At 65.6% G+C, this 13,500-nt stretch carries 10 protein-coding genes; 8 read left to right on the top strand and 2 right to left on the bottom strand.

Annotated features, from left to right (window positions below; all coding sequences use genetic code 11):
- Window positions 1-52: 52 nt before the first annotated feature.
- The 8 genes from ACW5W4_RS11740 to hdfR all read left to right on the top strand — a co-directional run bounded on the left by ACW5W4_RS11740 (window position 53) and on the right by hdfR (window position 10,892).
- Window positions 53-2,212, top strand: a complete 2,160-nt coding sequence (locus ACW5W4_RS11740; protein WP_456689481.1) for a TonB-dependent hemoglobin/transferrin/lactoferrin family receptor — start codon at window positions 53-55, stop codon at window positions 2,210-2,212.
- Window positions 2,212-4,251 carry a prolyl oligopeptidase family serine peptidase gene (locus ACW5W4_RS11735; RefSeq protein WP_456689480.1) on the top strand — a complete coding sequence of 680 codons (2,040 nt, stop codon included), beginning with the start codon at window positions 2,212-2,214 and terminating at the stop codon, window positions 4,249-4,251. The genes ACW5W4_RS11740 and ACW5W4_RS11735 overlap by 1 nt, the downstream gene beginning before the upstream one ends.
- A gap of 35 nt (window positions 4,252-4,286) precedes the next feature.
- Entirely contained in the window at window positions 4,287-6,698 is a 2,412-nt protein-coding gene (locus ACW5W4_RS11730) for a proprotein convertase P-domain-containing protein (RefSeq protein WP_456689479.1), read from the top strand.
- Window positions 6,699-6,760: 62 nt separating this feature from the next.
- On the top strand, window positions 6,761-8,119 hold the full coding sequence (locus ACW5W4_RS11725; protein ID WP_456689543.1) for an Lcl C-terminal domain-containing protein: 1,359 nt from the start codon (window positions 6,761-6,763) through the stop codon (window positions 8,117-8,119).
- Window positions 8,116-8,673 carry an Lcl C-terminal domain-containing protein gene (locus ACW5W4_RS11720; RefSeq protein WP_456689478.1) on the top strand — a complete coding sequence of 186 codons (558 nt, stop codon included), beginning with the start codon at window positions 8,116-8,118 and terminating at the stop codon, window positions 8,671-8,673. Before ACW5W4_RS11725 ends, ACW5W4_RS11720 begins: the two co-directional genes overlap by 4 nt.
- A 192-nt stretch (window positions 8,674-8,865) precedes the next feature.
- Window positions 8,866-9,348, top strand: coding sequence for a serine protease inhibitor ecotin (gene eco, locus ACW5W4_RS11715; RefSeq protein WP_456689477.1), 483 nt, complete (start codon window positions 8,866-8,868; stop codon window positions 9,346-9,348).
- Between the two features lie 300 nt (window positions 9,349-9,648).
- Window positions 9,649-10,014, top strand: a complete 366-nt coding sequence (maoP, locus tag ACW5W4_RS11710) for a DUF413 domain-containing protein (RefSeq protein ID WP_408796904.1) — start codon at window positions 9,649-9,651, stop codon at window positions 10,012-10,014.
- The gene (gene hdfR / locus ACW5W4_RS11705; protein ID WP_456689476.1) at window positions 10,014-10,892 is read left to right on the top strand and encodes an HTH-type transcriptional regulator HdfR; all 879 of its coding nucleotides are present in this window, start codon (window positions 10,014-10,016) and stop codon (window positions 10,890-10,892) included. The genes maoP and hdfR overlap by 1 nt, the downstream gene beginning before the upstream one ends.
- Window positions 10,893-10,958: 66 nt before the next feature.
- On the opposite strand, the gene tyrA is transcribed toward hdfR, so the two are convergent.
- Window positions 10,959-12,098 carry a bifunctional chorismate mutase/prephenate dehydrogenase gene (tyrA, locus tag ACW5W4_RS11700; protein WP_456689475.1) on the bottom strand — a complete coding sequence of 380 codons (1,140 nt, stop codon included), beginning with the start codon at window positions 12,096-12,098 and terminating at the stop codon, window positions 10,959-10,961.
- 71 nt (window positions 12,099-12,169) lie between these two features.
- Window positions 12,170-13,243, bottom strand: a complete 1,074-nt coding sequence (locus ACW5W4_RS11695; RefSeq protein ID WP_456689474.1) for a 3-deoxy-7-phosphoheptulonate synthase — start codon at window positions 13,241-13,243, stop codon at window positions 12,170-12,172.
- Between the last annotated feature and the right edge of the window lie 257 nt (window positions 13,244-13,500).

Genomic DNA, 13,500 nt, shown 5'->3' with positions numbered 1-13,500 from the left:
TCATCTGTAATAATCCGCGCCCCTCAGGCTGAAACAATAACTATTATCATTTATGAAACCACCCGTTTATTACTGGCCCATGCTGCTGTCCGGGACAGCCCTGGCCGCCAGCGAGCCGGGCCAGATCGGCTCGCCCGCCCCCCTCCCCCAGGTCCATGAGACCATCATGGTCAAGGGACAACGCATCGAGCAGAAGCTGTCCGATGTCTCCGGCTCCATCACAGTCATCACGGAAGAAGAGCTGGATCGCCAGGTCGCCACCGAACTCACCGACGTGTTCAAGAACGAACCCGGGGTCTCGGTGACCGGCTCCGCCGGTCGGCCGCAAAACATCATCATCCGTGGCATGGGCGGCAACCGGGTGCTCATCATCAAGGATGGGGTGCGGGTCAGCGACGGCTTCGGCGCCGATGACCTCAACGACAAGGTGGGTCGCTTCAGCTTCGATCTCGATGACGTCAAGCAGATCGAGGTCGCCAAGGGCGCCGGCTCCTCCCTCCATGGCTCCGACGCCATCGGTGGCACCATCGTCATCAGCACCAAGCAGCCGGAGGACTACCTGCAGGGGCAGGATGCCTATCTCGGCAGCAAGGTGCTGCAGGACGGCAGCAGCGACAAGCAGAAACTGAGCGCCACCGGCGCCGCCCGGCTGCTGGATAGCGAGCACCTGCTGCGCCTCTCCGGCTGGCAGGGGCACGAGACCGCCAACTATGACGAGAGCCGCATCCCGGCGGATCTGGACGGCCTCAGCGCCTCCACCAGCTCCCGCTTCCCGTTAAGCGATCGCCACCTGCTGCGCCTGGAGCTCGACTACTTCGAGGACAATGCCAAGCGGGATCAGGGGCCACGCGAAGTGCCCCAGCCCGACGGCAAGTGGCTGGTGCGCCAATACCACGAGCAGGGCAGCCAGCGCACCCAGGGGGGCAAACTTGGCTGGGAGGCAAGGGATCTCGGCAGCCTGCTGGCGGATCAGTTCACCTGGAGCCTCTATGGCAACCACTCCAAGAACAGCGCCAACAAACGCAGCCTGCTGCAAAACGACCTGCTGAGCGGCTATCCCCGCTACCGCAGCGAGCGAGAGCTCTCAACCTTCACCGAAGACCGCGTCGGCAGCGAGCTGGATGTGCGCCGGGATCTCGTCACCGGCGACCTTGCCCACAAGCTGAGCTACGGCGTCGAGCTGGAGCGTACCCGGCACGAGCGGCCGGTGGAGAAGCTGAGCCTGGAGGCGGGCGTGCCCCAGCCCAGCCAGTCCGAGCCCTTCAGCAGTGCCCGCACCGACCGGGCCGGGGTCTGGCTCGGCGACGTGGCGACCCTGGGCCGGTGGCAATTCACCCCCACCTTGCGCATGGATCACCAGTGGCTGCGCCCGCAAGATGGCAATCAGGGCGAGAACCACAGCTGGCACCTCTCCCCCAGCCTGGCCACCAGCTACCGCTTCAACGAGCAGTGGCGCAGCTGGCTCAGCTATGCCAACGGCTTCCGGGCTCCCTCCTACGACAAGGTGTACGGCAACATTCCCCACTACTTCGCCCTGCCGCCGTTCCAGATCATCGCCAACACGGATCTGAAGGAGGAGACCAGCCACAGCTTCGAATGGGGACTCAGTGGCGAGGGGGAGAGCTGGAGCATCAAGCCGGCCCTCTTCTACAACCGTTACTACAACTTCATCGACTGGCGCGAGGTGGGGCTGCGCCTGAGTGACGGCGTCATACTTCGCCAGTACCGCAACGTGGCCAAGGCCGAGACCTGGGGGGCGGAAATCGCCGCCAGCTACTGGCTGACCCAGGAGTGGGAGCTGGCCACCAAGCTCGGCTGGGTCGACGGGGAAGACAGCCAGGGCGAGGCGCTGCGCACCCTGACCCCCCTTGAGGGCAACACCCGCCTGAGCTACCAGACCCATGACTGGAGCCTGGGGGTACAGGCGGACTACGCCGCCGCCATGGACAGGGTGCCCAGCTGTGGCAACAGCCTGACCAAGCGCCAGGATGCCTGCCTCACCAGCGCGGGCTGGTTCAGCCTCGCCATGACGGCGGACTGGCTGATCACCGATGCCCTCAAGGTCAACCTCAAGCTCGATAACCTGTTCGACACCCGCTACACCCGCTATCAGGATGTGGCCGGGCTGGAAGCCGGTACCGACGCCGGGCTCTTCACCCAGAGCGGCCGCACCTTCAGTGCCAGCCTGCGCTACACCTTCGTGGGGATCTGATGCAAAGCCTGCTTGTACTGGCCAGCCTGCTGGCCACCCCGGCCCCTGCCGCCCCGCTTCCTGAGGCAACCCAGGAGGCCGCGCCCCTTATCTCCGAGCGCCCACAGCTGATGAAGGGGGAGATTGCCCGCCTCGATCCCTATGGCGGCTGGCGTGACGACAGTCGCCGCGCCCCCGAGCTGCTAACGCTGCTGCGCGAGCAGAACCGCTGGACCGAACAGCAGCTCGCCGGCCAGCAGCCGCTTGCGAAAACGCTGCAAGCCGAGTGGCAGGCCAGAGAGCGGGGCGAGCCCCTGCCAGAGGAGTGGCTGACCGAGGCCGGCAGCCAGTGGCGCATGGCGGCGGACGGCAGCCTATGGCAACGCAGCGATGCCCAATCCCATCCCCGCCAGCGGCTGGCCCCCCGTCAGCCCGCCAAGGGGTACTACGCGCTCGCCGCCTGGGCCCTGCACCCGGATGGCCGCCTGCTTGCTCTGGCCGAAGATAACCGAGGGGACAGGGACTACCGCATCACAGTGCTGAGTCTGGCGAGCGGCGAGACGCTCGCCTCTTTGCCACACCGCGCCAGCGATCTGCTCTGGAGCCTGGATGGCACAACCCTCTATACGGTCGCCAACGAGCGCCACACCCTGCGCCCCTGGCAGCTGTGGGCCTGGCAGGCAGGCAAGGAGGCGCTGGTGCACCAGGAGGCCGATCCCGCCTGGCTGCTCAGCCTCTATCGCACCACGGACAAGCGCCACCTCATCTTGCAGAGCAACAACCACGACAGCTCGGAGCAATACCTGCTGGATGAGGGAGGCCCCACCCTGCTCAAGCCCCGTGAGCGCGGGCTCGAGTACTATCTGGATACCCAGGGGGACAGGGTGCTTGTCAAGAGCAACCGGGCTGGAGCCATGGGTCTTTATCAGGCGCCCAGCCTGGCTCAGGTAGCGACCAGGCCCTGGCAACCCCTCTGGTCAGGCGAGGGCTGGGAGCTCGAGAAGTGGCGCCTGTTTGCCAACCACACTGTGCTGCAATACCGCAAGGCCGGGGACGACTGGCTCGATGTGCTGGATGCAGGCGGCAAGCTGACCCACAGCCTGGCGCTCACCGAAGGGGCCGGCACGGCCTGGATCCAGGGCAGCCAGGATCCCGCAGGGGCACGGGTACTCATCCGCCGCCAGGGCATGGCCGAGGCGCCGCACCAGCGCTGGCTGGATCTGAGCTCCGGCACCTGGAGCCAGGAGCAGCCAGCCTCCTCCTCTCCCTACCAAAGCGAGCGGCGCTGGGTCGTCGGCCGGGATGGCGTCCGGGTGCCTGTCTCCCTGGTGTGGCGCAAGGACATTCAGGCCCCCAAGGCGTTGCTGCTCTACGGCTATGGTGCCTACGGCACCCCCATGCGCCCCTACTACCAGCCCCAGGTGCTGAGCCTGCTGGATCGCGGCTTCGTCTACGCCATCGCCCATGTGCGAGGCGGCGGTCTGCTGGGAGAGGCCTGGTACAAGGAGGGTCGCGGCCAGCAGAAGCAACACAGCGTGGACGATTTCCTGGCGGTGGCAGAGAGCCTGGCCCGGGATCCCGCCATCGATCCCGCCCGGCTGTTCGCCATGGGCGGCAGCGCCGGCGGTCTCTTGGTAGCGGCGGCCCTCAATCAGGCGCCGACCCGCTTCGCCGGGGCCCTGTTGCAGGTGCCCTTCGTCGACCTGCTCGGCACCATGCAGGATCCCGAACTGCCCCTCACCCGCCAGGAGTACGGGGAGTGGGGCAACCCGGCCATCCCGGCCGACTATGCGGCCATGCGCCGCCTGAGCCCCTACGACAACCTGCACGCGGCCCCCTACCCGCCCCTCTATGTGACGGCCGGGCTGCACGACAGCCAGGTGCCCTACTGGGAGCCCCTCAAGTGGCTGGCCCGCCTGCGGGCCCACAGCACAGGGGCCGGCCCCTATCTGCTGCACACCGAACTCGAGGGGGGTCACCTGGCCAATCCCCGCACGGCCGAGCTGCGCGCAGCCCGGGAGTATGCCTTCCTGCTCTCCTTGGCGGGGGTCCGTCACTGATGTCCGCATTCACCTTTTCTGTTTTGGAGTCACCCATGAAACCCTCCTCCCTGGCCCTCTGGCTGGCGGCGACCCTGCTCGCCCAGCCCCTGCTGGCGGCCGAGCTGCAGTTTGTCGATGAACAACCCCTGACCACCACGCCGAAGCGCTGGCTCGAGCAGCGCCTCGGTGTGCTCCTCGCCCCCGACTACGACAGGGCCAGCCTGCTCGGCCACCACCATAGCTTCCGCATGCTGGTCAACGGCCTGCCGGTGGCCACCACCCAGGCCGCCGTCAGCATAGACAGCGCCGGCAGACCCTGGCGCCTCTATCACAATCTGCGCCCCCTGCAGAGCGCAGCGCCCGGCTGCGATCCCAGCACCAGCCTGGATCCCCTGCTGGACTTGCTGCGCGCCGATGGCAGCCAGATAGTGCCGCTGGGACAGGTCGAAGCCTGGTACTGGCGCGACGGCGACTCCCTGGTGCCGGCCCTGCGCCAGCGGGTGAGCGAGCACAAGGCGGGCAATGCCAAGGCCAGCCGAGTCCAGCTGTTTGCCAGTTGCGACGGCGATCGCGAGCTCGGCCGCTGGGGGGATCAGGCGAGCACCCAGGCGCTGCGTACCCCGGATGCGGGGGATCTGCGGGTCCTGGCGCGGGTGTTCGATCCCGATCCCCGCACCCAGCTGCAAGACGCCAGCCTGGTCTGGCACCAGGCCCTGGTGCTGGCGGATGCCGCCTATCAGGACAAGGTGGCACTGCCGGTCAGCCAGCTGGGCACTGACTATGTGCTGAGCGGCCCCCATGCACGAGTGGTGGATGCCATCGAGCCCACTACTGCCCCCTACGGGGCAGACAACCAGCAGGCCTTTCGCCTGACCCGGGACGATCCGGGCTTTGCCGACATCAACGCCTACTACCACCTGGACTTGGCCCAGCGCCACCTCAAGGCGCTCGGCTTCACCGACCTCATCCCCGGCGCCCTCGACATCGACACGGACGCAGGCTATCAGGACAACTCCCTCTACGATCCGTTCGAGCGCAGGCTGGAGCTGGGCCGCAGCGGCGTCCCCGATGCCGAGGATCCCATGGTCATCTGGCACGAGTTCGGCCACGGCGTGCAGCACCACATCCTGCCGGATCTCGGGGAAGAGGGTGACTGGGGCGCCATCGGCGAGGGCTTCGGCGACTTCCTGGCCGCCAGCCATCGCCAGCGCAGCGAGGCGGGCCGCCAGTTCGAGCCCGCCATGGTGTTCAACTGGGATGCCCGCTTCACCGACCGCGCCCCGCGCCAGCTGGACGATGCTCGGGCCCGCTACCACCCGGACTACCACTACCCGGCCCACCGCACCATCAACGGCAGCAACGGGGATCAGCTGTGGGGCACCCCGCTGTTCCAGGCCCTGCTGGCGTCGGTGGCCGAGCACGGGGAAGGGGCGCGGGACGAGTTCGATCGCCTCGTCATCGAATCCCACTTCGGCCTGGGCCCGGCCATCCGCATGCCGCAGCTGGCCCGCATCACAGTGGACACGGCGGCCCGGCTCTACCCGGCGCGCGCCTATGCCCGCCATCTGGAGCAGGCCTTCCGCCAGCACGGCCTGTTGCAGGCGCCCGTCAACGTCGCCCTGGCCGAGGGCAGCGCCCTTGTGCTGGATCAGCGCCAGTCGGTGCAGCTGAACCTCAGCAACCCCGGCAGCGCCCCGGTGACCCTCAACGCCCTGACCCTGTCCCTGCCCGCCGGCTTGCAGGCCGATCCCCTGGCCTGGCAGCCGACCACACTGGCGGCCGGCGCCAGCACCATCGCCACCCTGCGGCTGCTGGCCACCAGCCCGCTGGCCTGTGGCGATGAGGTGAGCCTGCCGGTGAGCCTCGCCATGAGCGGCACCAGCCCGACCGAGCGTCAGTGGCAGCAGTCCCTCACCCTGCCCATAGGCGCCCCCGTCATCAGCCGGGCCAGCGGCCAGCCGCTGGCCCTCAAAGATGCTCAGAGCGAGGAGGTGCGCGGCATCAGCGAAACCAGCCTGGTGCTGGAAAAAAGCGACGCCAGGGTGAGCGATCGCCTGCAACTGAACCTGGACTTGCAGCACCAGGCCCTGGATGAGCTGGAGATCTGGCTCAACTCCCCCTCCGGCACCCGCATCCAGATCTGGGACAAGGGGTACAGCCCGTTGCCACGGCTCAAAGGGGTATTCCCCACCGAGCTGCTGCCCCTGCAACCCTTCGCCGCCCTGGAAGGGGAGCCGCTGGCCGGTCGCTGGACCCTGGAGGTGGTGGACCGTAAGCCGGGCAATCAGGGCCGCATCAACGGCTGGAGCATCAGCCAGCGCACCGGCGCCCAGTGTGGCAAACCAGCCCCCTTGCCCGATGACGGCATCATCCACTTCGACACCGCGGACAGCAGCGGTGGCGGTGCCCTCAACCTGCTCTGGCTGCTGCCGCTGGCCCTCTGGCGCCGCCTGCGTCGCCACTGACTTTTTCCATATAAAGAAGAGAGGGGCCAAGGCCCCTCCAAGGACGAGACATGAAGATGAGAATGACCCCGCTGGCCTGCCTGCTGGCCCCCCTGCTCAGCGCCTGTGGTGGTGGCGAGTCCGACGATGCGCCCCTGACGCCCCCCGACTATCGCCTCACGGTCCAGTTGCCAGCGGCGGGTACCCTGTGCGCCAACCTGAACCAGAACGACGACTGCGAGGCCGGCGAGCCCGCGGTCAGTGGCGAGGCCGGTGCCCGTCAGTTGAGCGCCAGCGCCCCCGGCCTGCTCACCAGCCCATTACTGTTCATCCCCCAGGATCCGGGCGCCCTGACCCTGACCCACCCGGCGGCGCGCCTGGATGATCAGACCCTCACACCCACCCCCTTGAGCACCCTGTTGCAGACCCGGGTCGCGGACGGGCTGCCGCCAGCCCAGGCCCTGACCGAGCTGCTGCGCGCCCTGGCGCCCCTGCAACCGGGTCAGGGACTCGCGGCCCTGGTGCAGCTGGAAGGATTCAATGGAGCCCTCGGCGAGCTGGCCCTGGCGGCGCGCGCTGACGTCGCCACCCTGCCCGGTCTCGCCGAGGGCGAGCGCCTGCGCCAGATCTGGCAGGGGCTGGTCACCCTGCTGCCCGAGCTCGCCCGCCACTTTGCCGCCAGCCCAGAACTGCTGAGCCAGCAGAGCCGGCTTGCCAGCGTGCTGGCGCAGCAGCAACCCAGGGCCCTGGTGACCGCCAGCGGCGTCACCACCTACACGGACGGGGTGGATTACCTGCTGACCCAGGAGCCTGCCGATCACCCGGGCCAGGAGGCGAGCCTGGACCAGGCGCCCCTGCGCTATCACAAGCTGGACGGCAAGGGGCAGCCCCTGGCGGACAATGCCCCCGACTGGGAGTGCGTGGAGGATCTCAATACCGGCCTCATCTGGGAGAAGAAGCTCGAAGATGCCGACAGTCCGCGGGATCTGCACAGGGTCTTTGCCTGGGCCCTCGACGACTATCAACCCCTGCAAGCCGAACTGGATGAAGCCTGCCCGAGCGGCGAGACCATCTGCACCACAGAGCAGTATCGTCAGTGGCTCAATGCACAGCAGCTGTGTGGCATCCAGGGCTGGCGCCTGCCCACGGCCCAGGAGCTCGGCAGCCTGCAGCACTACGGCTCCCTCGCCCGCCAGGATGGCCAGCTGGTCACCCTGGATGTGCGCTACTTCCCCGATGTCGGCACCGCCAACAGCTACTTCGACGGCAATTACTGGACCCAGACCCTGACGCCGTCCCGGCGCCTCGAGAGCGTTCCCCTGGCGGTCATCAGTCCCCTGTTCCTCGGTGAGGATGCGGGCACCGATTACCCCTTTGCCGTACAAAACCCTGATGATGTCAATGTCCTGCAACTGCGCCTGGTGGCCGAGGTAACCCGATGAACAAGTCTCTTCTGACCCTGCTGCTCACCCTGTGCAGCCCGCTGGCACTGGCCATCGCCATCTGCGACGACACCCTGCCGCGCACCAGTCCCAGCTCCCGCTTCCTGGATCGCGGCAACGGCACCGTCACCGACCGTGCCTCCGGCCTCACCTGGATGCGATGCCAGCTCGGCCAACGCTGGCAAGATGGGAGCTGCAGCGGCGAGCCGACCCGGCTCTACTGGCAGCAGGCCCTGCTGACCGCAGAGCGGATCCGCACCGAACCGAGCCATGCCCTCCACGGTTTTGGCGGCCACACCGACTGGCGCCTGCCCACCATCAAGGAGCTCACCAGCATACTGGAGTCCGCCTGCTACAAACCCGCCCTCAACGAAACCCTCTTCCCCCGCGCCATGGCCGGGGACGGGAAGGAGGTGAACGACGGCTATGTCTACCTCTGGTCCTCGACCCCGGTGCCCGCCAGCAGGGGCGTCGCCTATCTGGACATCACCAGTGGCGCCGTCGGCATGCGCGCACCCGGTTCCTGGGCCAAGCAGGTGCTGCTGGTACGCTGAGTGCCCGGCTGGCAGAGAGGCTCTGCCAGCCGTTTCCTGCCCGGATCGGTACGACCGCTCGGCACATCGTCAGAAAATAACCAGATCACGTCATTGTGTGGCCGAACTGGCAGGAATTGCGTGGCAGAGCGCTGGTATGAAAGGCACAGAGCGGTTAGTCTAGCGACGATAGACCAATCCCATGAGGTACAGATGAAAACCGTATTGCGTTTTAGCCTGCTGGGCGCCTTGTTGCTGAGCGGCCATGCCTTCGCCGCCGAACCGAAAAAATTTGATATCAGCATGTTTCCGGCCGCCGAAGTGAACCAGGAACGTGTCGTGATCCGTCTGCCGGAAGTCGAGAACGAGGCCGACATGATGGTCGAGCTGCAAGTGGGCAAGAAGATGCTGGTGGACTGCAATGTTCCCCGCTTCGCCGGCAACCTGGAGCAGCACAGCGTCAAGGGCTGGGGGTACAACTACCTGACCCTGGGCAAGGTATCAGACCCCATCAGCACCCTGATGGCCTGCCCCGAGGGTCAGCAGAAGGAGAGCTTCGTCCAGATCTATGGTCAGGGCTTCTTCGTGAACTACAACTCCAAGCTGCCCTTCGTCATCTATGTGCCCCAGGAGTACGAGGTACGCTACCGTCTGTGGCGCGCCGATGCCCAGGCACAGCCGGCGATGATCGAGTGATCCCAAGCCGTTTGGCCCCTGCCGGCCTGCGCTGACAATGACACCCAAAGGGCGCCGCTGTGCGCCCTTTTCCTTGGCAAAAAACGGGGTATTCCGGTGACAATTTCATGACGAAGTGCGTCATAACTCCGTTATTTTTCTCACTTTTTAGTCAAACGGCTCCAACTGTTTCCCGTCGGCACGGCGCCGACAAGTTCAATAAAATATTTTTATCCATATAGTGAGAAAATTGATTTTGCACTCTGTAAAAGCCTGATGATACTTGCCCGCAAAGGTCAAACTAACCAGAACAAGAGCACTATGAGCTTCGAATCAGACAAGCGTTTCAACGACTTCAAACATTTTCCCCGTGGCCTGCGTCGCAGTGGTGAATTCACCGTCGCCGAAGCAGACAGTCTGGAAAAACACGGCACCGCCATGCTGGCCATCTACCAGGGCAATCTGGCGCCCCGGGACGAGGTGGAGACCGCCTTTGCCGAGCAGCTCAAGGCCGGTGAGGCCGGCAGCAACCCCCACGCCAAGGTGTGGTTCAAGTATCTCAAGGTGATTGGTCCCAAGCGGGTGCATCGCCTGTGCACCGTCGCCGGCGGTGCCAGTGACGATGCCGGGGGCAGCTTCGACAGCGGCGGTGGCAGCGCGGGTGGCGGTGACGAGTCCCTCGACTGATGGATACCGAACTGCTGCGCACCTTCATCGAAGTCAGCAAGACCCGTCACTTCGGCCGCGCCGCCGAGAATCTCTACCTGACCCAGTCGGCGGTGAGCTTTCGCATCCGCCAGCTCGAGCAGCAACTCGGGGTCAGCCTGTTTGCCCGCCATCGCAACAACATCAGGCTGACCGCCTCCGGTGAGCGTCTGCTCCCTTACGCAGACGCCATCTTGCACACCCTGGGCCGCGCCAAGCAGGACGTGGCCCTCTCCCCCGGTTTCAGCCAGCAGCTTGCCATCGGCGCCCCTCCCGTGTTCTGGGAGCTGGATTTCAACGACTGGCTCAACCACGTCTATGCCCTGGCACCGGGCCTGGCGGTACGCCTCGAGACCGCGTCGCGCGAGCACCTGTGCCGCCAGTTGCTGGAGCGTTCCCTCGACTTGGCCCTGCTCTCCGAGCCGACCAAGATCGATGAGATAGCCCTGCATCCCATCGGCGAGCTGGTGTTCGACCTGGTGAGCCGGGAGCCGGCCGCCAGCGCCGACAGCCTGATGCAGATGCCCCATATCCATCTCGACTGGGGCACCAGCTTCGAGCCTCAGCCGAGCCGGTTGCAGAGCCTGCAGAAGACCCCGGTGCTGCACTCGAGCTCCGCCAGCATGGCGCTGCAATTCGTGCTGGCCAACGGCGGCGCCGCCTACCTGCCAAGGCGGATGCTGACCCCCTTCCTGGAACAGGGGCGCCTGCACCTGGTGGAGGGAGGCCAGCCCCTGCGTCGTCCGCTCTACCTCGCCTATCTGGAGAAATCCGATCGCCGGGAGCTGATCGATCAGCTGCTCACCCTGCCGCTGGGCTGGGACAGTGCCGAGCTCTACCTGCCAGCCCCCCAGAGTTGACAGGTGCCAAAAAACAGCAGGGGCCCGCGGGCCCCTGCTGTTTTTTTATGTCGTGGTCACAGGCCCTCAACCATAGTGGCGCCTGTCGTTGGCCTGGGCCAGCAGCAGACGGCTCTCTTTCAGGAACTGCTCCGCATGGGGGCCGAAGAAGTCGGACACCTGGCGAAACGCGGCGATAAAGCCTGCCCTGTCGCCCTGCTCCAGCAGATGCAGCCCTTCGCCAAAACGCTCGAAATAGCGGCGCACCATGGCCAGATTCTGGGGTGAGGAGAGAATGATGTCGGCGTACAGCTCGGGATCCTGGGCAAACAGCCGTCCCACCATGGCCAGCTCCAGCCGGTAGATGGGGGAGCTAAGGGCCAGCAACCGCTCCAGATCCGCCCCCTCCCGGGAGAGGTGCCAGCCGTAGGCGAAGGTGGCGAAGTGGCGCAGCGCCTGAATGAGGGTCATGGCCTCGTCGTGGGCCTTGGCCTCCACCTGCTGCAGGCGCGCGCCCCAGATGGTCATCTGATCCAGCAGCCACTGGCTGGCTGAAGGGTCACGGCCCTGGCAGCAGACGATCACCTGCTTGGCGAGGCTCGCCACATCCGGCCCGAACATGGGGTGCAGCCCCAGCACAGGTCCCTGGTGCACCGCCAGCATGTGCTCGAGGGGCGCCGCTTTCACGCTGGTCACGTCCACCAGCAGGCAATCCGCCGGCAGCTGGCCGAGCCGGTCGATCACCTGGCAGGTGACGTCGATGGGCACCGCCACCATCACCAGCCCGGCCCCTTGCAAGATAGCGTCGGCCCTTGGCCAGTCGGCCTGCTCCAGGCTCTCGACCCGATAGCCAGAGAGGCTGAACAGCTGGCTGAACAGACGGCCAAGCTGACCCTGACCGCCGATGATCACCACCTTGCCAAGTTCCGGCTTCATGCACTTGAAGTGGTGTTCCTTGTCACTGGTCGACTCGAGGATATAGGACTCGCGCATCACACGGCGCAGCACGTCCTCGATGAGATCCCCGGGCACCCCGAGGCGCTCGGCTTCCTCCCGGCGGCGGGCCAGCATGCTCGCCTCCCGATCCGGCGCGTAGATGGGCAGGCCGTGCCGGCTCTTCACCTCCCCCACTTCTCCCACCAGGGCCAGGCGGGCGGCCAGCAGATCGAGCAACTGCTTGTCCACCGCATCTATCTTGTCCCTGAGGGCGTTCAACTCTTGTGCCATATCCAGTCCCTGCCGGCGCCGCCAGCAAGCGGCGCCTTGTGAATCAATACGTTGTGACAAGATACCACGGCTTAACGCCCGGTTCTGGCCAAAAGTGGTGCGGCCAGCTGGCTGTGGCAGCGGGCCAGCAGCGCGTCCGTGGTGTCCCAGTCGATGCATGCATCGGTGATGGAGACGCCGTAGCGCATGTCGCACTTGGGCTGCTCGCTGGACTGGTTGCCTTCAAACAGGTTGGATTCGAGCATCACCCCTATGATGGAGCGGTTGCCCTCCTGGATCTGGTGGATGACGTTGTCCGCCACCTTGGGTTGCAGGCGGTGATCCTTGCTGGAGTTGCCGTGGCTGCAATCCACCACCAGCCCGGGCAGCAGGCCCGCCTTCTCCAGTGCCTCTTCCGCCAGGGACACATTGACCGAGTCGTAGTTGGGGTGCTTGCCGCCGCGCAGGATCACGTGGCCATCCGGGTTGCCCTGGGTCTGCAGCAGGGCGACCTGGCCCTGCTGGTTGATCCCCATGAAGGCGTGAGGGCTGGAGGCCGCCTGCAGCGCATTGATGGCGGTGCCGAGGTTGCCGTCGGTGCCGTTCTTGAAGCCCACCGGCATGGAGAGGCCGGAGGCCATCTCCCTGTGGGTCTGGGATTCGGTGGTGCGGGCGCCGATGGCCGACCAGGAGAAGAGCTCCGCCAGGTATTGCGGGCTAATGGGGTCCAGGGCCTCGGTCGCCAGCGGCAACTCCAGCTCCGCCAGCCAGCAGAGCAGCTCCCGGGCCCGGTGCAGCCCCAGCTCCACGTCAAAGGTGCCGTCCAGGTTCGGGTCGTTGATGAAGCCCTTCCAGCCGACCGTGGTGCGCGGCTTCTCAAAGTAGACCCGCATGACAATGTAGAGAGAGTCCTGATAGGCGTCATGCAGCGCTTTGAGTCTGGTTGCGTACTCTTTGGCGGCGTCCATGTCGTGGATGGAGCAGGGTCCACAGATCACCAGCAGGCGGTGATCGCGACGATGGATGATGTCGGCTATGGTATTGCGGGCCCCTTGCACGAATGCCAGGGCGCGATCGGAGATGGGCAGTTTCTCCTTGAGCTGGGCAGGCGTGATCATCACTTGTTCGGACTGGATATGGATGTTGTTCAGGGGATCTCTTTGCATTTTCTCGTTCTCTCTACTGTATTTAGCCAAACGCGCCGACGTGTATTATTTTATTTACACGAGAGGCGCCTTGTTACGCAACCGCCCTCACCTTACCAAGGAAAAACAAAGAATCAAGTGCAAGCAGCGGTAAAGGCGCTCGTCAGCTGGATAAATGACCAAGATCAGCGCCGAGATGGCGATAAGATAGGGTTGGCAAGTTGACGGCACAGCCGCAAATCGTAAACAAATAATTACACTCAATGATATGGACCCTC

The sequence above is a fragment of the Aeromonas crassostreae genome, from assembly GCF_054052445.1.
This window is presented reverse-complemented; position numbering and strand designations above follow the sequence as displayed.

Coding starts and splice junctions, on each gene's coding strand:
- ACW5W4_RS11735 (WP_456689480.1), top strand. CDS start 2,212: ATGCAAAGCCTGCTTGTACTGGCCAGCCTGCTGGCCACCCCGGCCCCT.
- tyrA (WP_456689475.1), bottom strand. CDS start 12,098: ATGGCACAAGAGTTGAACGCCCTCAGGGACAAGATAGATGCGGTGGAC.
- ACW5W4_RS11730 (WP_456689479.1), top strand. CDS start 4,287: ATGAAACCCTCCTCCCTGGCCCTCTGGCTGGCGGCGACCCTGCTCGCC.
- ACW5W4_RS11720 (WP_456689478.1), top strand. CDS start 8,116: ATGAACAAGTCTCTTCTGACCCTGCTGCTCACCCTGTGCAGCCCGCTG.
- hdfR (WP_456689476.1), top strand. CDS start 10,014: ATGGATACCGAACTGCTGCGCACCTTCATCGAAGTCAGCAAGACCCGT.
- eco (WP_456689477.1), top strand. CDS start 8,866: ATGAAAACCGTATTGCGTTTTAGCCTGCTGGGCGCCTTGTTGCTGAGC.
- maoP (WP_408796904.1), top strand. CDS start 9,649: ATGAGCTTCGAATCAGACAAGCGTTTCAACGACTTCAAACATTTTCCC.
- ACW5W4_RS11725 (WP_456689543.1), top strand. CDS start 6,761: ATGACCCCGCTGGCCTGCCTGCTGGCCCCCCTGCTCAGCGCCTGTGGT.
- ACW5W4_RS11740 (WP_456689481.1), top strand. CDS start 53: ATGAAACCACCCGTTTATTACTGGCCCATGCTGCTGTCCGGGACAGCC.
- ACW5W4_RS11695 (WP_456689474.1), bottom strand. CDS start 13,243: ATGCAAAGAGATCCCCTGAACAACATCCATATCCAGTCCGAACAAGTG.